This is a genomic window from Veillonella parvula, assembly GCF_018378075.1.
Taxonomy (GTDB): Bacteria; Bacillota; Negativicutes; order Veillonellales; family Veillonellaceae; genus Veillonella; species Veillonella parvula_K.
In genome coordinates, this window is the sequence record NZ_JAGZYE010000001.1 from 431,932 (window position 1) to 454,867 (window position 22,936).

The 22,936-nt window shown below is 37.0% G+C and carries 21 protein-coding genes and 1 other annotated feature; of the genes, 1 reads left to right on the top strand and 20 read right to left on the bottom strand.

The window, feature by feature from the left end; translation table 11 throughout:
* The 12 genes from rlmB to KH286_RS02105 all read right to left on the bottom strand — a co-directional run bounded on the left by rlmB (window position 1) and on the right by KH286_RS02105 (window position 14,348).
* Window positions 1–732, bottom strand: a complete 732-nt coding sequence (gene rlmB, locus KH286_RS02050; RefSeq protein ID WP_024061847.1) for a 23S rRNA (guanosine(2251)-2'-O)-methyltransferase RlmB — start codon at window positions 730–732, stop codon at window positions 1–3.
* 1 nt (window position 733) lies between these two features.
* Window positions 734–1,210 (bottom strand): Mini-ribonuclease 3, encoded by a 477-nt coding sequence (locus tag KH286_RS02055; protein WP_123137910.1) that lies wholly within the window; start codon window positions 1,208–1,210, stop codon window positions 734–736.
* The gene (gene cysS, locus KH286_RS02060; RefSeq protein ID WP_123137909.1) at window positions 1,200–2,648 is read right to left on the bottom strand and encodes a cysteine--tRNA ligase; all 1,449 of its coding nucleotides are present in this window, start codon (window positions 2,646–2,648) and stop codon (window positions 1,200–1,202) included. Before cysS ends, KH286_RS02055 begins: the two co-directional genes overlap by 11 nt.
* Window positions 2,649–2,697: 49 nt before the next feature.
* Window positions 2,698–2,904 (bottom strand) — a binding site (T-box leader).
* A 240-nt stretch (window positions 2,905–3,144) separates the two neighbouring features.
* Window positions 3,145–4,116, bottom strand: a complete 972-nt coding sequence (locus tag KH286_RS02065; RefSeq protein WP_008601073.1) for a bile acid:sodium symporter family protein — start codon at window positions 4,114–4,116, stop codon at window positions 3,145–3,147.
* A gap of 118 nt (window positions 4,117–4,234) precedes the next feature.
* Window positions 4,235–5,704, bottom strand: coding sequence for a glutamate--tRNA ligase (gltX, locus tag KH286_RS02070; protein WP_123137908.1), 1,470 nt, complete (start codon window positions 5,702–5,704; stop codon window positions 4,235–4,237).
* A 2-nt stretch (window positions 5,705–5,706) separates the two neighbouring features.
* Window positions 5,707–6,882, bottom strand: coding sequence for a bifunctional 2-C-methyl-D-erythritol 4-phosphate cytidylyltransferase/2-C-methyl-D-erythritol 2,4-cyclodiphosphate synthase (locus KH286_RS02075; RefSeq protein ID WP_077708469.1), 1,176 nt, complete (start codon window positions 6,880–6,882; stop codon window positions 5,707–5,709).
* On the bottom strand, window positions 6,866–8,017 hold the full coding sequence (locus KH286_RS02080; RefSeq protein WP_004696009.1) for a PIN/TRAM domain-containing protein: 1,152 nt from the start codon (window positions 8,015–8,017) through the stop codon (window positions 6,866–6,868). Before KH286_RS02080 ends, KH286_RS02075 begins: the two co-directional genes overlap by 17 nt.
* A 15-nt stretch (window positions 8,018–8,032) precedes the next feature.
* Entirely contained in the window at window positions 8,033–9,406 is a 1,374-nt protein-coding gene (radA, locus tag KH286_RS02085) for a DNA repair protein RadA (RefSeq protein ID WP_004697141.1), read from the bottom strand.
* A 163-nt stretch (window positions 9,407–9,569) separates the two neighbouring features.
* Window positions 9,570–12,017, bottom strand: coding sequence for an ATP-dependent Clp protease ATP-binding subunit (locus tag KH286_RS02090; protein ID WP_123137907.1), 2,448 nt, complete (start codon window positions 12,015–12,017; stop codon window positions 9,570–9,572).
* A 234-nt stretch (window positions 12,018–12,251) separates the two neighbouring features.
* Window positions 12,252–13,313, bottom strand: a complete 1,062-nt coding sequence (locus KH286_RS02095) for a protein arginine kinase (RefSeq protein ID WP_123137906.1) — start codon at window positions 13,311–13,313, stop codon at window positions 12,252–12,254.
* Window positions 13,314–13,322: 9 nt separating this feature from the next.
* Window positions 13,323–13,862, bottom strand: a complete 540-nt coding sequence (locus KH286_RS02100; protein ID WP_123137905.1) for a UvrB/UvrC motif-containing protein — start codon at window positions 13,860–13,862, stop codon at window positions 13,323–13,325.
* A 6-nt stretch (window positions 13,863–13,868) separates the two neighbouring features.
* Window positions 13,869–14,348, bottom strand: a complete 480-nt coding sequence (locus KH286_RS02105; protein WP_004696020.1) for a CtsR family transcriptional regulator — start codon at window positions 14,346–14,348, stop codon at window positions 13,869–13,871.
* A gap of 213 nt (window positions 14,349–14,561) precedes the next feature.
* On the opposite strand from KH286_RS02105, the gene KH286_RS02110 reads away from it, so the two are divergent.
* Window positions 14,562–15,068, top strand: a complete 507-nt coding sequence (locus KH286_RS02110; RefSeq protein WP_004696023.1) for an S-adenosylmethionine decarboxylase family protein — start codon at window positions 14,562–14,564, stop codon at window positions 15,066–15,068.
* Between the two features lie 80 nt (window positions 15,069–15,148).
* Here the strand turns inward: KH286_RS02110 and KH286_RS02115 are convergent, their stop codons facing one another.
* The 8 genes from KH286_RS02115 to KH286_RS02150 all read right to left on the bottom strand — a co-directional run bounded on the left by KH286_RS02115 (window position 15,149) and on the right by KH286_RS02150 (window position 22,764).
* Window positions 15,149–15,832 carry an HAD hydrolase-like protein gene (locus KH286_RS02115; protein ID WP_004696982.1) on the bottom strand — a complete coding sequence of 228 codons (684 nt, stop codon included), beginning with the start codon at window positions 15,830–15,832 and terminating at the stop codon, window positions 15,149–15,151.
* Between the two features lies 1 nt (window position 15,833).
* Entirely contained in the window at window positions 15,834–16,259 is a 426-nt protein-coding gene (gene sufU, locus KH286_RS02120) for a Fe-S cluster assembly sulfur transfer protein SufU (RefSeq protein ID WP_004696027.1), read from the bottom strand.
* 14 nt (window positions 16,260–16,273) lie between these two features.
* The gene (locus KH286_RS02125) at window positions 16,274–17,503 is read right to left on the bottom strand and encodes a SufS family cysteine desulfurase (protein ID WP_004696029.1); all 1,230 of its coding nucleotides are present in this window, start codon (window positions 17,501–17,503) and stop codon (window positions 16,274–16,276) included.
* Between the two features lie 12 nt (window positions 17,504–17,515).
* On the bottom strand, window positions 17,516–18,562 hold the full coding sequence (locus tag KH286_RS02130; protein ID WP_008714047.1) for a SufB/SufD family protein: 1,047 nt from the start codon (window positions 18,560–18,562) through the stop codon (window positions 17,516–17,518).
* A gap of 9 nt (window positions 18,563–18,571) precedes the next feature.
* Entirely contained in the window at window positions 18,572–19,981 is a 1,410-nt protein-coding gene (sufB, locus tag KH286_RS02135) for a Fe-S cluster assembly protein SufB (RefSeq protein WP_278617551.1), read from the bottom strand.
* 8 nt (window positions 19,982–19,989) lie between these two features.
* Window positions 19,990–20,733, bottom strand: coding sequence for a Fe-S cluster assembly ATPase SufC (gene sufC, locus KH286_RS02140; protein ID WP_004696035.1), 744 nt, complete (start codon window positions 20,731–20,733; stop codon window positions 19,990–19,992).
* 294 nt (window positions 20,734–21,027) lie between these two features.
* Entirely contained in the window at window positions 21,028–22,284 is a 1,257-nt protein-coding gene (locus tag KH286_RS02145) for a diaminopimelate decarboxylase family protein (protein WP_008601096.1), read from the bottom strand.
* Between the two features lie 63 nt (window positions 22,285–22,347).
* Entirely contained in the window at window positions 22,348–22,764 is a 417-nt protein-coding gene (locus KH286_RS02150) for a DoxX family protein (protein ID WP_123137904.1), read from the bottom strand.
* Between the last annotated feature and the right edge of the window lie 172 nt (window positions 22,765–22,936).

The following is a 22,936-nucleotide window of genomic DNA, read 5'->3' on the forward strand; positions in this document are numbered from 1 at the left end:
TTATTTCGCCTGGCGTTGACGTACCGCCTCATACATAAGAACTGCAGCTGCAACAGATGCATTCAAAGAATTCAAATTTCCATACATAGGAATTGTTACAAGGAAATCACAAGCTTCTTTTACAACGCGACTAATCCCCTTACCTTCATTACCAATGACTATAACCGTAGGAATTGTCATATCTGCTTCATACAAGGTACGATCACCTTCCATATGAGCCCCCATTACCCAAAATCCTTGTTTTTGAAGTTGTTTAATGGTTTGCACTACATTGCCAATTTGTACAAGTGGAATTTGTTCAATAGCTCCAGCAGATGTCTTTGCAACAGTAGCATTAATAGGCGCATTATGTCGTTTAGGAATGAGTACAGCCGTAGCTCCCGCACATTCAGCAGTACGAATGATAGCTCCCATATTATGTGGGTCTTCAACCCCATCCGTTAAGATGAGTAAAGGAACCTCATGTGTCGTTTCTTGTAATACCTCTCCCAATTCTTTAAATTGAACGGCCGATACAAGAGCTATAACCCCTTGATGTGGTACCTCCAAATCGTACTTATTCATCTGTTTAACTGGTGTAGGTCTAACTTCAATTCCTTGAGATTTAGCAAGGCCTACAATATCAGCTAACCCTGTTTTTACCTTATCTTCACTGACCAGAATACGTTGAATAGAACGGCCACTTTTAAGGGCTTCTTTAACCGCATTGCGACCTACAATATAATTATCCATACTACATACCTCGTAGAGTTATAGAAAAGGCTTGCCCCAAGATATGCTGTAAGCGGTCTTCTTGGCGCGTTTCATAAAGAAATCCTAGTACTGCTTCAAAGGCCGTACTACTGCGATATTCTTGAACAGTACTACTTTTAGGCACGTTTACATTACTATTTCTAGCACGGCGTGCAATAGCTTGTTCCTCTTCTGTGAAAGCATCTTCTATTTCTAGCAATACTTTCGCCTGTGATTTAGCACAAATAAATTCAGTAACAATTGTATGCAATACCTGTACCTTTGTGATATTCATTTGCACTACTCGTTCGCGTACATACATGGAGTATACTGCATCGCCGATATAAGCTAGCATAACTGCATCAGCACTTAGGCACTCTTCTATAGTCCGATTACGCAAACGAAGCGGCTCTTCTTCAAGAGCCGTCAGTTTTTTTATCGCTTCATTCTTTAAGAATTGAAATTGTTTAAACTTCACGTTTTTTCCACCGTGCACCTTGAGGGGAGTCCTCAATAGTAATACCAATCTCAGCTAATCGATCGCGAATACAATCAGCTAATGCCCATTGCTTTTGGTCCCGACAAGCTTGACGTACAGAAAGAATAACTTGCATTAATTCTTCGTATTCAGCAGCATTAGCACCCGTATTGCCTTCCCAAGCTTTTTCAAGAACACCAATAACATCTGTCATAAATTTGAAGATTCGTTTCACTTCAGCAATTGCCTCTTGGCAAACAACGCCTTCTCTACTTGTTACAGCTTGATAGTAGATATTAATTTCTTTTGCAAGACCGAACATACTAGAAGTTGCTAGAGCAGTGTTGAAATCATCACTCATAGCATCCTCAAATTCTTCTTCGTATGCTTTCGCTTTTTCTAATAAGCGTTGAGCTTCATCACATGAGCCTGGCTCACATTTTTCAAGGTAAAGAAGGTTTTCAATAGCTGTGCTTAACCGTTCCAAAGATTTATTAGCTTCTTCTAGACGCTCATCAGAGAAATCTAATGGGCTACGGTAATGCGTGCTCAATAAGAAATAACGCAATGCATCAGGACTATATTGTTCTAAAATATCTTTTACCAAGAAGAAATTATTCAAGGACTTAGACATTTTTTCAGAGTTAATAGTGATAAAACCATTGTGCAACCAGTAGCGCACTGCTGGATGTTGACCAGAGCAACCTTCTGATTGAGCAATTTCATTTTCATGATGAGGGAAAATCAAATCGCTACCACCACCGTGGAAGTCAAATTCTGTGCCTAAATATTTTTGGCTCATAGCAGAACATTCAATGTGCCAGCCTGGACGACCATTCCCCCATGGGCTTTCCCAATAAGGTTCACCAGGTTTTGCTGCTTTCCACAAAGCAAAGTCCATAGGATTCTTCTTACGACCATCTACTTCAATACGTGCGCCTGCCTCCATATCGTCTAATGTACGACCAGATAACTCACCGTAATGTTCAAATTTCTCCACACTATAATATACATCGCCATCGAGTTCATAGGCGTAGCCCTTGTCAATCAATGTTTTAATCATAGCAATGATATCATCAATATGCGTAGATACACGTGGATACATATCAGCCCGTTGTACACCTAATGCATCCATTACTTCAAAATAACTATCGATATAACGATTTGCAATGGTATCCCAAGAGACGCCTTCACCATTAGAAGTATTGATGATTTTATCATCCACATCAGTAAAGTTTTGTACATAGGTTACTTTATAGCCTACATGTTTCATATAGCGACGAATTACGTCCCAAGTCACAAAAGGACGAGCATTGCCAATATGAGGATGATTGTATGGTGTGACACCACATACGTACATTTTTGCCTCACCTGGTGTTACAGGATTAAAAACCTCTTTTTGGCGCGTCATAGTATTATAAACAGTAATTTCTCTCATCGTTACCGATGCCTCCAATTTTGTAAAATAAAAAAGACCTCTCATCTCATACAGAGACGATGGTCCGCGGTTCCACTCTGTTAGGTACCAATAGCGATACCCACTCATCGCATAACGGTGCGTCGCCGGACAAACCTACCTATAATCGGAGTGTCAGCTCGTGAATGCATTTCATCTACCTATCCATGAACCCTCCCACCATCGGTTCTCGCTAAAAAGTTAGTTGTAGAGTACTTCTTTCAGTCTCAGCTATTAAAATAATCTATATTCATATATAAAAATATTTTACCAATAAAGCTATAGAATGTCAATATTTACAAGAAAGATCCCCATCTTTCATAGGCAGCTATTCACATATCATACATAGGTATTTTAAATAGCTTAATTAGAAAGATGAGGATATATAATCAGAATATTAAATTACTATTATCATTCATAACAATAGCTTTTATAGCACACAAGTAATAATAATGTCATTACATCAAATCAATTAATATTAAGCATTTTCTAATTTATCTTGATCATCATGTTTACGGCAAATACCGGCAAAAATAGATCCTGTAAAGTTATGAATAATGGAGAATACTGCACCTGCTACCGCAGCTTGTGGTGTAAAGTGTTTTAGTGCTAAAGATACGGATAATGCAGAATTTTGCATAGCCACTTCGATTTGCATAGCACGACGAGAAGACACATCAATACTAAGAGCTTTACATATAAAGTATGTCACAACATAACCACTCAAATTTTGTACTAAACACGCTACAAAAATAATGAAACCAGTTTCGGCAATTTGCTTTTGGTTAACTGCAGTTACAGCTGCCAAGATAAGCAATACCGCGATAGCTGCAATGGTTGGACATACAGATTTTACAGGTTCAATTTTTGCGCCAATAAAGTAATTCAATACAATCCCCAAAATAATTGGTACTAACACGATTTTTACAATGGATATAAACATTGGCATAAATTGAATTTCAATAGAAGATGTTGCACCTGCATATAATACGACAAATAAAGGCGTTAAAATAGGTGCCAATAATGTGGATACAGTTGTTGCTGATACGGATAAGGGAACATTACCATTTGCAAGGAAGGTCATTACATTAGAAGCAGTACCACCAGGACATGCACCCAACAAGATAAAACCAATCCCAACTTCTGGAGGAAAATTAAATGCTAAGGCTACTAAGAAACCTGCCAATGGCATCCATAAGAATTGGATTACGGATACGAGAATAACCTTCATTGGTTGCTTAAATACATCAATAAAGACTTGAGCCGTTAATGTTAACCCCATCGCAAACATAACAAACTGTAGCATGTAAGCAATATATGGAGTCATCCAAGAAAATACTGCAGGTAGCATATATGCTAAAACAGCCATCAATAGTACTATCCAGGATAGATAACTATTGAATAAGTGATTAATAGAACGAATAACACTCATAAAAACACTCGCTTTCATAATAAATCAAAATTTAATACGCCGATTATTATAGCATTTCTATAGAATATTAACAACACATACAAAAGGAGTTCACATAACACTTGTTACGTGAACTCCTTTGATTAATTGATCAAATTTATTTTGTTAATGCACCTACATTATCTAAACGATGTAAGCACTTTTCTTTACCAAGTAATGTAACAATATTATTCAAATCCGGACCATGCATTTGACCTGTTAAAGCTACACGGATTGGCATAAATACGAATTTACCTTTTAAAGAGGTTTCTTTCATTACGGCCTTGATTGTTGCTTTTACAACTTCAGGTGTAATTTCATCAAGTTCAGCCAATGCATTCCGGAAAGCGCCGAGAACTGTTGGAGCTGTTTCTTCATTCAATACAGCACGCAACTCCTCTTCATGCCCCTCTTCAAGGAATACTGTTTCGCCCATAAACAAGCCTACATGATCTTTAATTTGAGCACCATAGCTAATATGATCACGGAATGTAGAGCATAATAATGCCAACCAATCAATATCAGCTTGATTCAAGCTATCTGGAGCTAAACCAACCTCTTTCAAATGCGGTAAACAAAGATGGAATAACTCTTCATCACTCAAATTCTTCATATAGTGGAAATTTATATGGTTCAATTTATCAATATCAAACACAGCAGGATTTTTCGCTACCCGATCCATAGAGAAAGCCTGAATTAATTCATCTTGTGTGAAGAATTCTTCTTCACCTTCAGGAGCCCAACCAAGAAGTGCCAAGAAGTTTACAAGTGCTTCTGGCAAGTACCCTAATTGTTTGTATTGTTCAACAGAGGTAGCACCATGACGTTTGGACATTTTTTTGTAATCTTTACCAAGAATCAAAGAAATATGACCAAACTTAGGGACCTCCCAACCAAGAGCTTCATAGATAGCCATTTGGCGAGGTGTATTGGATAGATGTTCCTCTGCACGAATAACGTGAGTAATCCCCATCATATGATCGTCCATTACTACAGCAAAGTTATATACAGGAATACCATCGGATTTAACGATAACGAAGTCACCTACACCATTGGACTCAAAGGATACATGCCCACGTACCATATCATCAAAAGCGTATGTTTTATTCAACGGTACACGCAAACGAATTGTAGGTTTACGACCTTCAGCAATGTATTTAGCCTTTGTCTCTTCATCTAAGTGTTCACAATGACCGTTGTATTTTGGTGTTTCCCCACGATCCATTTGATCTTGACGCACCGCATCTAACTCTTCAGGTGTGCAGTAACACTCATAAGCTTTACCTTCATCCAATAAGCGTTGTGTTACTTCTTTATATAAATCAAGACGTTCTGTTTGACGGTAAGGACCATTATTACCACCTACATCAATGCCTTCATCCCAGTTCATGCCAAGCCATTGTAAGGAAGCTTTAATATTCTCTTCACTTTCACGTGTAGAACGAGCTAAATCTGTATCTTCAATGCGCAATACAAATGTGCCTTTTTCCTTACGTGCTAATAACCAGTTAAATAAAGCAGAACGAGCACCACCAATATGGAATGGACCCGTAGGGCTTGGAGCAAAACGAACTTTCATGGAACTCATGATTAAATCTCTCCTTCATATACAGAAACGACAGCTTGTGCAGCAATGCCTTCGCGGCGACCAATAGCCCCTAGCATTTCATTTGTTGTCGCTTTAATACTAATACGATCTAATGGTATCTCTAAAATAGACTGTAAATTAGACTTCATCATATCGATGTGAGGTTTTAATTTAGGTGTCTCAGAAATAACCATAATATCAATATTATAGGCTTGTAACCCACGTTCTTTCAATAAGAAATTTACTTTTTCTAGTAAAAGCATGCTAGAAATCCCTTTATACTGGTCGTCTTCAGGTGGAAAATAGTATCCAATATCCCGTAAACCAGCGGCACCTAGCATGGCATCCATCAATGCATGAATGAGAACATCTGCATCGGAGTGACCATCAGGACCAAGGTCAGACTCGATATGAACACCACCTAAGATACAAGGACGCCCTGCTTTTAATTGATGAATATCATAACCAAATCCAACGCGCATACGCTTATCCTCAATTCCTAAATATCGTTTTGCTACTGCAATATCATTAGGTGTGGTCACCTTAATATTACAATAGTCTCCACTTACTATATGTACAGGCTTACCTAAATACTCGACGAGGGACACATCATCAGTGCCTAAATATTTTTCGTCATGAGCCTTTTGATGGGCCTCTTTAAATAGATCTTTTTGAAAGCCTTGTGGTGTTTGAATTTGGTATAACTCACTGCGTTTCAAGGTTTCTATTACGGTATGCTCTGTATTAACCCGTTTAATCGTATCCGTAGCAGGGACACCTACAGTAGCAGCTCTATATTCTATTGCGGCCCTAACAACAGAATCAAACAGTTTAGTTGATGCTAATGGACGCGCTCCATCATGAACTAGCACAATATTACTATCTTCTGATACAGCTTTGAGACCATATGCCACAGAATCTTGACGTTCTCTTCCACCAAATACTATCTTTACAGGAATATGCAAATCCAACCCTTGAATATGGTTAGACATATATTCTTGTTCGCCTTCAGCTACAACAAGAATAATTTCTTTTAAACCTTCAATCTTTTCTACATTTTGTATGGTACGTTGAATAATAGAATGTCCCCCTAAAGGAATAAATATCTTATTTTCTTTGTATCCCATACGGCGACCAGCACCTGCAGCGAGAACGATACAACTAATTGCCTTGCCCATTTTGTCCTCCATCTACACGAGCAAAAATCATCCGTCCTGCACTCGTTTGTAATATGGATGTAACCATAACCTCTACATTTTGACCAACATAAGGCTTACCATCCTCTACGACAATCATCGTGCCATCGTCGAGATAAGCCACACCTTGGTGTACTTCCTTACCTTCTTTCATGATTTGAACGCGAATCCATTCTCCAGCGATTAGAGCAGGTTTTAATACATTTGCCAATTCATTAAGGTTAAGCACTTCAATACCTTGTACACGAGCCACCTTATTCAAGTTAAAGTCATTAGTCATCAATTTCCACTGCTTATCTAAAGCAAGTCGCATAAGTTTTGAATCAACCTCTACAAGATCATCATAATCATCTTCAACAACTTCTATAGCTACCTTATTGGCATCTTGCATATCCTTCAAAATATCAAGGCCACGTCGACCACGGTTGCGTTTCGTAGCATCCGCAGAGTCAGAAATTACCTGTAACTCATTTAATACAAATAGTGGCACCATAAGAGGGCCTTCAATGAAGCCCGTAGCACATAGTTCTTTGATACGACCGTCAATGATAACTGAAGTATCTAGTAATTTTGGCGTACTAGAGGATTTATCTAATTTATGAGTTGAAAACATTTTAAAACGACTTGTTTTTTTAGTGCTATCTCCTCCCCATTGTTGTACGTAATTATTGTACATTTCGGGTCCTTTACGAGCCATGATTTTAAGTCCACTATATCCAAAAATAGCACTCAAAATTATAGGAATATAAGGTCCTATAATAGGTACTTGATTGAATGCAACACCAATTAGATTTGCAATAATAAGGCCGAATAATAAACCGATGGTGCCTGCAATCAATTCTTGATTTGGAATATGAGTAAGAATACGCTCTAATCTTTTAGCAATTACTAAACCTTGTTTCAGAATAAATGATGAAATCAGATAACCAATAACAAGGCCTAATAGAGTACCTACGATTAATACTGCAATACGTGCAATTGTTAACGACATGTCCCCAAAAGATTCAAATTGAGAAACCAAATATGGGTCAATAATAGGTGCTAAGCTATCCATTCCCACGTAGGCTGCTGTACCTACTAAAATGGCTATTACATAGCGTAAAATCCGATAAATCATGAAATCACCTCCTAATTATGAAAATACGAGTTGCATCGCCTCTTGTATAGATTTGACACCTTTAATTTTGATAGAACTATCATTATCCTTAATTTGTTTATAGTTGCCTTCAGGAATAATAAACTTTTTAAAACCTAATTTCTTGGCTTCATTTATACGCTGTTCAATGCGAGGAATACTGCGAACATTACCAGTTAAGCCTACTTCACCTAAAATTACCATATCTGTTGGAACGATTCGATTTTTCAGATTTGACACAATGGCAACCGCCATAGATAAATCACAAGCAGGTTCATTTACCTTGAGACCACCGATAACATTTACATACACGTCTTTATTACCTAATGTAAAGCCACAGCGTTTTTCTAAGACTGCTAATAATACGATTAACCGGTTAAGATCATAACCAATCGCCGTACGTCTAGGCATACCAAAAGCCGTAGTAACGACCAAGCTTTGTACCTCTACCAAGATGGGGCGAACCCCTTCGAGGTAAATCATAACAGCACTGCCGCTTTCTTCATCGGAACGCTCGGCTAAAAGAGAAGCAGACGGATTGGACAATTCCTGTAACCCTTCCTCTACCATAGCAAAAATGCCTGTTTCTGATGTAGATCCAAAACGGTTTTTAATGGACCGTAATATACGGAATTGATAAGAACGCTCCCCTTCAAAGTAAAGCACTACATCTACCATATGCTCTAACATACGAGGCCCTGCAATATTGCCTTCCTTTGTTACATGGCCAATGATTACAGTAGGTATATTTCGTTCTTTACAGAAGCGAAGTAGGCGAGATGTGCATTCACGAACTTGACTAACACTGCCTGGCGCAGCATCTATATCTCCAGTATACATAGTTTGTATAGAGTCAATGACTAGTAAGGAAGGAGTCATTGCTTCAGCTTGCTCCAATATATGATCTAGATCAGTATCTGCAATAACTTGTAACCGTTCACTATTAATATGCAGTCGTTCTGCTCGAAGTTTAAGTTGTAACTGAGACTCTTCACCAGATGCATAAAGAACTGCTCCTACTGTATCGGCTACCTTCTGGGATACTTGTAGTAACAGAGTAGATTTACCAATACCAGGATCACCACCTAAAAGCATTAGAGCACCAGGCACTATGCCCCCACCTAATACACGGTCAATTTCACCAAAGGTTGTAGATACGCGTGCAATAGAAGAAATTTCGATATCTGGCAAGGCGGTAGGCTTCGCCGTTTGATTTCCAACACCTCGAGAAGGTGTTCGACTATGTTTAGTTTCTTTAATTATTTCTTCAACTAATGTATTCCATTCTCCACATTGTGGACAACGGCCCATCCACTTAGAGGATTCAGCCCCACAATTTTGACAAAAGAATACAGATTTTGCTTTTGCCATAACACCTCAATACATTTAAAAAGAAAGGTCATGAATGATAACCATTCATGACCTTTTATGCATAATTTTACTACATGGTTAACTATCATCATTTTATAGTATACCATTTAACTTATATTTTTTATATGAAAGGTAGTCATCAACTGTATAATTTGTATTTTTATCATATTGATACAACAAGATCGTTATCCTTTGCATCTGCTTTAATAATTTTACCTTCTTTTGCATCTCCTTTCAAAATAAGATCGGACACTGGGTCCTCAATTAAACGTTGAATAGCACGTTTTAATGGTCGAGCCCCCATTGTGAAATCAGAGCCCTCCTTAACAAGTAAATGCATAGCCTCAGGAGAGATTTCTAATTGTAAATCACGCGCTTCAAGGCGTTTTGTAACATCACTCATCAAGATAGTTACAATTTCTTTTAAGTCCTCTTCTGTTAATGGATGGAATACAATCATTTCATCAATACGGTTTAAAAACTCAGGTCTAAAATGACGTTTCACCGCATCCATTACTGACTTCTTAGCCTCTTTAAACTCAATTTCTTTATTTTCATCTACATTGAAATCAGATTTTTTAGCCGCTAAGAAACCAAGTTCTGGAGAGTTTTTATGTAAAGCTTTAGCACCTAAGTTACTTGTCATAATAATAACTGTATTTCTGAAATCTACAGTTCTTCCTTGACTATCAGTAAGACGACCATCATCAAGAACTTGTAACAAAATATTAAAGAAATCTGCATGTGCCTTTTCCACTTCATCGAGGAGGATAACGCTATATGGTTTGCGACGTACCGCATCTGTTAATTGTCCACCTTCTTCATAGCCTACGTAACCTGGAGGGGCACCGACTAAGCGAGACACAGTATGTTTTTCCATATATTCAGACATATCAAGTCGAATCATAGCAGATTCATCGCCGAACAAGGAGGATGCAAGCGCTCTTGCTAGCTCAGTTTTCCCTACACCAGTTGGCCCAAGGAACAAGAATGAACCAATAGGCCGTTTTGGGTCTTTTAATCCAGCCCTTGCACGGCGTACAGCTTTAGCTACAGCAGTAACAGCCTCATCTTGACCTACTACGCGTTTATGAAGTTCTTCTTCCAAATGTAGTAAGGTTGCAGACTCTTCTTCTGCAATTTTAGCCACTGGAATGCCTGTCCATTGCGCTACTACAGCAGCTATGTCTTCCTCTGTTACTATTAACTTTTGATCGCTTTTTTCTTTAGCAATAGATTTTTTATCACCAATTTCTTTTAATAGTAATTGTTCTTCATCGCGAAGCTTTGCAGCCTTTTCGAAATCTTGAGACGTAACCGCAGCTTCTTTTTCTTTCTTAACTGTATTGAGGCGATCCTCTAATGCTTTAACATCAGGTGCTGAAGAAAATACTTTCATACGAACCTTAGATGCAGCTTCATCGACTACATCGATAGCCTTATCAGGTAAGAATCGATCTGTAATATATCGGCTAGATAAAGACACAGCTGCTGTTAATGCCTCATCTGTAATCTTAGCCTTATGGAAAGCTTCATACCGATCTCTTAATCCCTTTAAAATTTCAAGAGCATCCTCTTCGTTAGGCTCTCCTACTTGAACGGGTTGAAAACGACGCTCTAAAGCAGCATCTTTTTCTATATATTTCTTATATTCATCAAGTGTTGTGGCACCGATAACTTGGAATTCACCTCGTGCCAAAGCAGGCTTTAAGATATTAGCTGCATCCATAGCGCCTTCAGTAGCACCTGCCCCAACCAATGTATGAATTTCATCTATAAAGATAATCATATCATCATGTTGTTGTACTTCATCAATGGCTTTTTTTAACCGTTCTTCAAATTCACCACGGTACTTGGCACCCGCTAACATAGAACCAATACTAAGAGAAATAATGCGTTTATTACGTAAAATCTCCGGTACATTATCAGTCACAATACGCTGTGCCAAGCCTTCGGCAATAGCTGTTTTACCTACACCTGGTTCACCAATAAGAACAGGATTATTTTTAGTTCTACGGCTGAGAATTTGAATGACTCGTTGAATCTCCGTATCGCGGCCAATAACAGGATCAATCTTACCTTGTTTAGCAGACTCATTAAGATCAGTTGCAAAATCTGACAGCTCACCTAAATCATTATTGCTATTTATTCCCTCTTGACCACCATTATTGCTACCTTTATTCGAGCCAAGAATACTACGAATTGCTTCTACTACATCATTACTACGTATATTCATAGCTCGTAAAATAGCAACTGCAACACCGCTACCATCGCTAAGTAGGCCCAATAGAATATGCTCAGTACCAACGTAATTGTGATTCATTTGATTTGCTACTTGAATGGCAAGCTCAAGTACATGTTTAACGCGAGGTGTCATATATATTGACGTTGCCTTTTTATTACCACGTCCTACATGTTCTTCTACAGCTTCAAAAATATCTTCTGTAACAAGGCCAAGCTCTTCTAAAGCTTTAGCTGCTACACCATTTTTAACCTTTGTAAGGCCAATGAGTACGTGTTCAGTACCAACATAGTCATGTCCTAACTCCAAAGCAGCCTCTTGAGCTAACGAAAGAACACGCTGTGCATCGTCTGTAAACCGTTGCATCATAATATCACCTCATCTATCTATGTAAATTGTAATTATTTCTTTTCAAATATATATAAACAATGGTGAAATAACCATTGGAATATCAAAAATATTATTAAACTCTATTAATCTATTATGCTATCTAGTATTAATATTTACTATTTTTTACAAATCTCTTAACGGTAAACTAAGAAAATTATATAAATCAATCTATACAAAATAAATAATCATGCATTAATTATTTATGTATTTATATTAATTTGAAAGTTTTTGACGTATCACCTTTGCACGATAGCTGTCGCGATCGGTATCTGTCAAATTTTCACTACCTAAGTATTTAGAGAGGAAGTTTGGTCTAGTTATAGCAACAAGCTCATTAAAAGTATCTTTACCCCAGAATGGTAATATTTCTAAATCTACACCTAATTGAATGTCGCTAAGCTTACTAAGTGCCTCTTTACCGCTTACACGTCGTGCATATTGTAAAATTCCATAGGATCGCCAAAGTATATCTTCCAAACCTTCTTTATCGTTGTGTAATAAAGATTGCCGAGACTTTCGTTCTTCTGCAATAATTCCTTCTACGATTTTAATCAATTGCTCAATAGTTGCTTCTTCACTAATACCCATCGTTCGTTGATTAGAAATCTGGTAAATACAACCTAAAGCTTCGGAACCTTCCCCATACAACCCTCGTACAGAGTAACCTAGTTGTATTATGTTACGAATGAGTCTCGTAATACGACCAGATAACGTCAATGCGGGTAAATGTAACATAACAGAGGCCCGTAAACCTGTACCCACATTAGTGGGGCAAGCAGTTAAATAACCAAATCGCTCATCAAAGGCATAAGGGTATTTTGCTTCGATAGCTTTATCAATTTGAACCGCATGATTATAAGCTTGTTGCAATTTAAGTCCTGGAGCCATAGATTGAATACGTAAATGATCTTCTTCATTTACCATAATTGCGATAGAAGCATCATCAGATACAATCAAATTACGATACGGTAATTGTTCCTCTAAAGCAGGACTCATTAAATGCTTTTCAACTAAGACAGCACGCTCACGTTGACTTAATTGCTCAAGGCTAATATTTGTATATTGGTGCTCATCAGCCTTTTTTAATATTGGCAATAGGCCTCGAGAGATTGTATTCACTTTTTCTAAGGAAACTGTATCTTCACGATTCGTAAACAATATATCATCAAAATTTCTCGCCAATCGTATACGACTTGAAATTACAATGTGGTCTGTCGCCTCTGTATCCTGACACAGCCACTGACTTAGCGGAGAGTCCAATATAGTATCTAACATAAGAACCTCCTATTCGTTATCACCATCAATGATAACTTCTAGATTTTTAATTTTATCTCTCAAAATTGCAGCTTCTTCAAAGTTTTCAGCTTGAATAGCTGTATCTAATTGGCGGCGCAATTGCTTTACTTCATACTTTGCTTTAAATACATTAGTACCACGACTAGGTATAGTCCCTTCATACTCAGAACTACCTTGTATTCGTTCTAATAATGGATTTATTTCACTATTAAAAGTCTCATAACATTGACCACAGCCAAACTTACCTACCCGATTGAATTCATCATAAGTAATACCACACTGAGGGCAGCTCTTAGATTGATGAGCTTTTAATAAGTTATCTGGATACACCATATTCTTAAAAAAATCATTAGTAAAAAAGTTATTATCCCACATATCATTCATAAAAGAACTATAAGGAGATAATTTCCCAGCTTGTTGTAACTTGGTGGCACAACTACTGCAAAGATGTTGCTCAGTCTTTTGATTATTTATGATATTAGTCATATGGATAGTAGCTTCATTTTTATGGCAATGATCACATAACACAAATCATCACTCCTTCCGCAAAGTGTCCACCATTGATGCATATAATTGACGAACAGCATCATTACGTTCTTCTACGTCTACATTTTCAATTAATGTAGCAAAAGAATTATGCATCAATTGAGCTTCACGACGGGTAATCTTTTCAGATTGTAATAATTGAAATAATGATTGATCTACATCTCGCATATCAATTAATCGTTCTACCGTATTTGGACCTTCATAAATCCGATAAGTTGTAACAGCAGGTAAAGAATCTGAACTTTCTGGGTTAATTTTTTTGATTCGAATATATCCACCCAAGCCACGTCTTGACTCAACATCGAAACCGCGCTCATTAGAAAAACGCGTACTTAATACGTAACTAATTTGGGATGGCGCACAATCTAATTCATCAGCCAATTCATTACGCTTTAAAATTAGCTTTTCTTGTTCTTCACGCATACGGTCTAATATAAATTTTTCTATTTTATCAGCTATCATACTCATAAAAAACACCCCTTTAAAGTTTATTTACTATAGTTTTGACTATTTGTTCTTTAACATAACTCTATTATATTTGACTTTTTGACCTTAGTCAATATAAAAGTCAAATTTTATAAAAATAACGTTTGACTTTTAATGTATTCTCATATAATTGGACTTAATCCTTAAATCTATGTATAATAAATGAGATATTATTTTCTGAAGGAAGGTGTTGTTATGGCAGAAGCATTAGGACAAGAACTGTTAATTGATTTATATTCCTGCGATGAAGACGCAATTTCATCCGCTACAGCTGTACAGGAAAGTGTAGCAACCGCATTTGACTTAGCTGAACTTGATGTAGATGAAATCAGTTGTCAAGTTATGGACGAGGAAATCGCCCTCCTTTCTGTCGCACCAGGTTTTCACTTTACATTGCACACATATCCTGCACTTGGTTATGTAGCAGTTGATTTGTATTCCTTCGAGCAAACATTACCACTTACATTAATTATGAAAGCCCTACGTAAATCTTTTAGAGCTGAAAAAGTAAAGGCAACGAGTGTGCAACGTGGCGACTTTGGTAACGAACGTGATATGAAGCCACGTCGCAAAACTAAGATTACTACACTTGGTCGTGTTTCTCGTACACGTATCCAACTCAAACAAACAGGGGGCAAGTTGAAAAAACAAAGTGCTAAGGTTATCAAAACATTAGCTAAAAAAAGTGGCCTAAAAAAATAACATAAAATGAAGATGCAAAAAAGCTAGAGGATTTCCTCTAGCTTTTTATTTGGGTTGATATGTAATTCTATTTATATAGCTTATCTACGAACCATCATTTCTTCAAGATTGAGAACATCAGCAATTTCATCAACATCGTCACAGATATATTCGGCATCCGCTTCTTTTAACTCAGATTCCGTACCATAACCATAGGTAACGCCAATGGAGATACAGCCAAGTTCATTAGCTGCTTCTACATCGTACTTACGATCTCCAACCATGAATGTCAATCGACGACCATTTTCATCAGTTAATGGGTTACCACATAGCGTGAGAGCTTTTTCAAGAATTTCTTTTTTGTGTAACAATCCCGCTTCGTAATTAGCACCAACAATAACATCAAAGTATGGTGTCAATTCAAAGTGATCAAGAATATCTTTAGCATAATGTTCTGGTTTTGCAGTAGCTACAGCTATAGTATATTGTTCAGTTTTGCATTTAGCCAATAAGTCTACAATATTCGGATATACTTTATTTTCAAATTTACCGATGGTACCATAACGTTCACGGAATTTAAAGTATGTTTCTTCCGCTTGCTCAAAGGTCAAACCACAATGTTCTTGGAAAGCATCTACCAATGGTGGTCCTAAGAACAATTGTAATGTTTCTTCATCAGGTACAGTATAACCGAAATGTTCCAATGCAAATTTAATGCTTTTAAGAATACCTTCTTGAGAGTCAGTTAAGGTTCCATCTAAATCAAATAATATCGTTTTCTTCATATTATTTCTTTAAAGCCTCTTTCAATGTATGCCATGCAAGAACTGCACATTTTACACGTGCTGGCATATTAGAAATATTTTGTAGAGCCATAGCATCTTCTAATTCTTCTAACTCATTTTCATCGGTAATCTCTTTTTTAATCATACCCAAGAAAATTTCTACTAAACGAAGTGCTTCCTCAACAGATTTGCCCTTAATGATATCAATCATCATAGATGCAGATGCTTGGCTAATAGCACAGCCAGAACCTGTATATGCAGCATCTTTAATGATACCATCTACTACATTGAGTTGTAATGTTAGATCATCACCACAACTAGGGTTATGTCCATGTTCAGAATTTGTAAATTCAGATAATTCATGCTTATTACGTTTATCTTGGTTATGTTCCAAAATAAGTTCCGTATATAATTGATCCATTTCCATTAGTGGTAATTCTCCTAATCTTTAAAACCCATTACTGAACGAACAGTCTTTAATACTTCAAGGAATGCATCTAAATCTTCCTTGCGAGTGTATAAGTACATACTTAAACGAGTAGATGCAGATACATTGTAGAACGCACCTAATGGTTGTGCACAATGGTGACCGGAACGAACGCAGATTCCCTTAGAATCCAAAATTGTAGCTACATCATGAGGATGTACATCATCTACAGTGAACGCAATAACGCCATGTTTTTCCTTAGGATTCTGAGAACCAATAACATGGACATGTGGCAATTCAACAATCTTAGGAAGAATATAAGCTACTAACTCCTCTTCATAGGCTTCTATAGCATCCATTCCAAAGGATTCCAAATAGTCAATAGCTGCATGCAAGGAAACGGCACCATCAGCATTTGGAGTACCTGCCTCAAACTTATATGGAAGCTCATTGAATGTAGCAGTTTGCTCTTTTACATACTCAATCATATCGCCACCCAATAGGAATGGAGGCATAGTTTCTAATAAATCACGTTTACCGTATAGTACACCAATCCCTTGAGATGCACACATTTTATGGCCAGAGAATACGAAGAAATCGCAATCCAATGCTTGTACGTCAATTTTTTTATGAGGTGTAGATTGAGCACCGTCTAGAACAACAATAGCACCTACAGAGTGAGCCTTCTCAGTTAATTCTTTTACTGGGAATTCCATACCAAGCACGTTACTAACATGAGCGAAAGCAACAATTTTAGTCTTTTCATCAATTTTATTGATTTCACCATCTTTTAAGTGCCCATGTTCATCAAGATACATGTATTCTAAGGTTGCCCCCGTCTGTTCTGCCACATATTGCCATGTTACAAGATTCGCATGATGTTCAGCAACAGTAATGACAATCTTGTCACCTTTTTTCACATTATGAAGGCCATAGCTGTGGGCAATCAAGTTCATTGACTCCGTACTATTACGTGTAAATATAACCTCTTCTCGTTCGCGAGCATTGATAAATTCAACTACGCGATCCCGTGCATTTTCATAGTCTTCAGATGCTTCAATGGCTAAAATATGAGAACCACGATGTGGGTTACCATTACGTTGTGTCATATGTTCCACAACACGGTCAATTACGGACTGTGGAATTTGAGCAGTAGCACCGCTATCTAAATAGATAACACGATGCCCATTATGCTCTTTATGTAATATAGGAAAGTCTTTGTATGCTTCTGCAATTGGTCTCATAAAAACGCCTCTTTAAATTTTATTACGTACAGCTGCTAACGCTGCTTCTTCAATCGTTTCATCACCAATGCGATCAATAATAGGTCGAATCATAGATTCAACAATGATATGTTTTGCCTCTACCTCACTAAAGCCACGGCTCATGATATAGAACAATTTATTATGATCAATTTGGCCTGCACTTGCTGCATGATTACCAACTACATTATCTTCTTTACACAATAAAAGTGGTAACGAAACAGATTTTACAGTTGGATCTAACAATAAGCAAGTATCTTCTTCTGCACCTTCAGAAGCTGTTGCTCCATTAAGGAAATCAAGGGTCCCTCTGAAGGATTTTTTAGAATTGCCACTAAGAGCACCTAAGGTATGAATATCACTAAATGATTTTTTACCACCATGACTCATAACCATAGAAATATCAAATTTTTGCTCTTTATTACCAAGATAAGCAATGTCATGAACCATACGGGATTCTTGACCTACTAAATCATGATAGTAATTCAAGATGTTTTCACTGCCACCAATTTCAATATTGATGTATTCTACATCTGCTTTTTCTTCTAATTTAGTGTATCGATGCTCGATATGCTGTACATGTTCAGGCAAAAGATTTACCTTTTTTACTACAACCTTACCAGCTTCTTTCACATCGTATTCGTTTAAATAGCTAACATTTGTCAATGCATCGCCAGAACCAGTTACATAGAATTGTACTTCTAGCTCAGCACCTTCACCAACGATAAATTGGAAACGGTTTGCTACACGAGCATTAGCATCAATGCGGATGCCTACAACTTCTTTCGCCTTAGGAGGCACATTGATAGCATAGCCTTCCGCTTTTTCAACTAATACATGAACAGCTTCTTTATTAGCACCTTCATAATTACCATCTAGTAATGCTGTACCAACAGGTAATGGTGAAAGTATATTTTTATTAGCTTCCACAGCGATGGATTGTACCGCTGTATCTTCTCCAGCTAGAGAGCTTACAGTATGATTAACGCGCAACCATCTGAATGTCGGTCTAGGGAGTTCATTAAATAGTAATTCGCTCATAATTCCTCCTTAACCGATAGAACCTTCTAATTCAAGATTGATTAGATTGTTCATTTCTACTGCATATTCAAGTGGCAATTCTTTAGAGATTGGCTCTACGAAACCACGAACTAGCATCGCACGAGCTTCTTCTTCGCTAATACCACGAGTCATAAGATAGAAAATTGCTTCGTCGGAAATACGACCGATTTTAGCTTCATGACCTAAATCCACATTGTCATTTTCTACGATAATAGCCGGAATTGTATCAGATTGAGACTCAGCATCAAGCATCAAGGATTCACAAGAAACTGTTGCTTTGGAATGTTCAGCTTTAGGGCCAATCTTCAAAAGGCCACGATAAATTGCAGCGCCACCGGATTTAGAAATGGATTTAGAGTTTACATTACTTGTTGTATATGGTGCATTATGTACCACTTTACAACCTGTATCGAGGAATTGTCCTTCACCTGCGAATGTTACACCTGTAAATTCAGCATGTGCACCTTCACCGTTGAGAATACTCATTGGGTACAAACAAGAAACTTTGGAGCCAAAGGAACCAGATACCCACTCAATTGTACCATTGTTACCTACTACACAACGTTTTGTGTTAAGGTTGTACATGTTTTTAGACCAGTTTTCAATTGTAGAATAACGCAATGTAGCATTATCTTTAACGAACAGTTCAACAGCGCCTGCATGCAGGTTAGACACATCATACTTAGGAGCAGAACAACCTTCGATAAAGTGCAATTTAGCCCCTTCTTCTACGATAATCATCGTATGTTCGAACTGACCAGCACCTGGTGCATTCAAACGGAAGTAAGATTGCAATGGAATCTCTACTTGTACACCTGCAGGAACGTATATGAAGGAACCACCAGACCAAACGGCACCGTGAAGAGCAGCCCATTTATGGTCTGTAGGTGGAATTAATGTCATCCAGTATTTTTTTACGATTTCTTCATGTTCATGTAATGCTGTTTCGATATCAGTATAGATAACACCTTGCTTAACAAGATCTTCTTGAATACTGTGGTAAACAACTTCAGAATCATATTGAGCACCAACACCAGCTAGAGATGTTTTTTCCGCTTCTGGAATACCTAAGCGGTCAAAAGTACTTTTAATTTCTTCTGGAACTTCATCCCAGTTTTCTTTCATATCTACTTTAGGCTTAACATATGTATGAATATTTGCCATATCTAAGCCCGAGATATCAGGAATCCAATTTGGAATGCCCATGCGATTATAGATTTCCAAAGACTTTAAACGGAAATCGAGCATCCATTCTGGTTCATTTTTATTAGACCAAATCTCACGGATAATATCTTCTGTTAAACCAGCATCAGAGATATAAGAATATTCAAATTCGTTCTTTATATCATAGACGCCACGGTCCATATCCGCGACTTGGGTTTTCTTTCTTTCTTCCATTATGCCTCCTATGCTAATGCTTTGTATGCGTCATAACCTTTTTCTTCGATTTCACGTACAAGAGAAGCATCACCAGTTTTAACAATCTTGCCATTGATCAACACATGAACATAGTCTGGTTTTAGTTTTTGTAAAATTTGGTTATGATGAGTAATGATTAATACAGCATTTTCTTCGTTATGGAAACGTTGTACACCTTCAGATACGATACGAACCGCATCTACGTCAAGGCCAGAATCAGTTTCATCAAGAATAGCCAATTTAGGATTCAAAATGGACATTTGAAGAATTTCATTCTTCTTGCGTTCACCACCAGAGAAGCCTTCATTTACATAACGTTGCGCATAAGATAAATCAAAGGATAATTCATCCATTTTTTCTTTCAATTCTTTTTTGAAAGATAATGCACGTACATTTTCACCAGTAATTGTGGATTTAGCTGTACGAATGAAGTTTTCTACAGTAATACCAGGAATAGAAATTGGATTTTGGAAGGACATAAAAATACCCGCTTTTGCACGATCATTTACTGCATCTTCCGTAATATCCTTACCATCAAAAATGATAGAACCACTATCTACTGTATATGTAGAGTTACCCATGATTGCATTAGCAAGTGTAGATTTACCAGCACCATTTGTCCCCATCACAACATGAATTTCACCTTTATTAATTGTTAAATCAATACCTTTTAAGATTTGTTTCTCTTCAACAGATACCTTTAAATCTTTTATCTGAAGTAATTCAGCCAAAATGTTCACTCCTTTTATTTGTATGTAACCATAAGAAACATACACTCATTATATATAAAACGTATATACTGACACATATAAAAAGGCGGTACGCACTAACGTGAATACCGCCGTAATTCTCGCCAACTTAGCAAGTATGTGCATAACAATCTACACTCATTATACATTCTTATCTAAATGATAGCAAGATATTCCTACTAAAATATACAGGAATTAAAAGAATATCAAGTATTACATATATTGATAGGTTTTTATTAATATTAATTCTCATCCTATTCGATTCTCAATATTAAATTATAGGTTTGAAAAATCAAGAGTTCCAAATAAATCATCATATGTTTCAGCACGACGAATTTGTGTAACAGAGCCATCTTTATGTAGCAATAACTCTGCAGAACGTAATTTACCATTATAATTGAAACCCATAGAATGTCCATGTGCACCAGCATCGTGAATGATGACACGATCTCCAATATCAATTTTTGGCAGCTCTCGTTGAATAGCAAATTTATCATTATTTTCACATAAGGAGCCTGTTACATCATATACATGATCCTTGGGAGCATTTTCTTTCCCCATTACGGTAATGTGATGATAAGAGCCATACAACGCCGGACGCATAAGATTTGCCATACAAGCATCTAAACCGATGTAATGACGATAAATATCTTTTTTATGAATAGCAGTAGAAACAAGATAACCAAATGGACCTGTTACCATACGCCCACATTCATAAGCCAATGCTACATCATTAAGTCCATTAGCTACTAAAATTCGATTATACGCTTCTTCTACACCCTTGCTTAATACGCGGAAGTCTACTGGTGTTTGTTCTGGTTTATAAGCTACACCTACACCTCCACCTAAATCAATAAATTCAACAGTGATACCAAGTTCTTTTTTAATATCTACAGCAAGATTAAAGCAAAGCTCTGCTGTACCAACTAAACCGTCAATATCAAGTTCGTTAGAAACAACCATTGTATGAATACCAAAGTGTTTTACACCTTTAGCTTGTAATTGTTTGTACGCTTCAAATATTTGTTCGCGTGTCATACCATATTTAGCTTCTTCAGGAAGGCCAATAATTGTATTGCCCCCTTCTTTTAAAGAACCCGGATTATAACGCACGCAGAATGTATCTGGCAAAGAGCCATGATTTTTTTCTAAATATTCGATATGTGTAATATCATCAAGATTGATGATTGCACCCATTTCAAGTGCCTTTTTATACTCCACATATGGTGTATCATTAGATGTGAACATAATATCATGGCCCGTAATACCCACTTTTTCACATAAAAGTAGTTCCGCTAAGGAAGAACAGTCTGCGCCAACCCCAAGCTTTTGTAACAAACGCATGATATACGGATTTGGAGTTGCTTTAACTGCAAAATATTGCTTAAATCCCTTATTCCAAGAGAATGCATTGATGAAAGATTTCATATTCTCAATAATTCCTTCTTCATCATAAATATGGAATGGAGTTGGATACTGAGCAATAATATTTTCTAATTGTTCTGACGTGAATGGAACTGTTTTTTTGTTCATGATAACCTTTCTACATAAATAAAAGACTCATCAGCCGATGAGTCTTTTATTCTAATTTCCTAATTATTTAAATAAAGCTTTATCTAAACTAAAGCGACCAGCACCAGCAAAGAATAACATAAGTGCACCAAAGCCTAATTGAGATGGGTAGTCCCAGCTAAAGAAACTACCATTCAAACTCACAATAGTCGCAGTTGCTAAAGTACCTACAACTAGAGTAGCACCAATACGTGTAAATAATCCTACTGCAATGAGAATACCACCAATCATTTCTGCAAGTGCTGCCATAGTGCCTAACATCTCATAACCACCGGATACACCTAAAGGTGCTAACATAGTCCCTACTTTGTAGAGCCCTTCAGCTCCGCTAAGCCATTTTAAATAACCATGATAAAACATGGAAATGCCCAATGCAAGGCGATAAATCAATAAGCCAAAATTTACATAATTAGGTTTACTTTTAAAAATAAAGTTCAACATAGTGATCCTTCTTTCAATTCAAATATAACAAATCGAATAAATTCGATACACTAATTATACTATTAGAGAATAACTATGTCAATAAGACTCACTATTAAATTCTATAGAATTATATCATACATTGTATACAAAATCAATTTTATCGATGTAATCAACATAATCTAGTCACTTT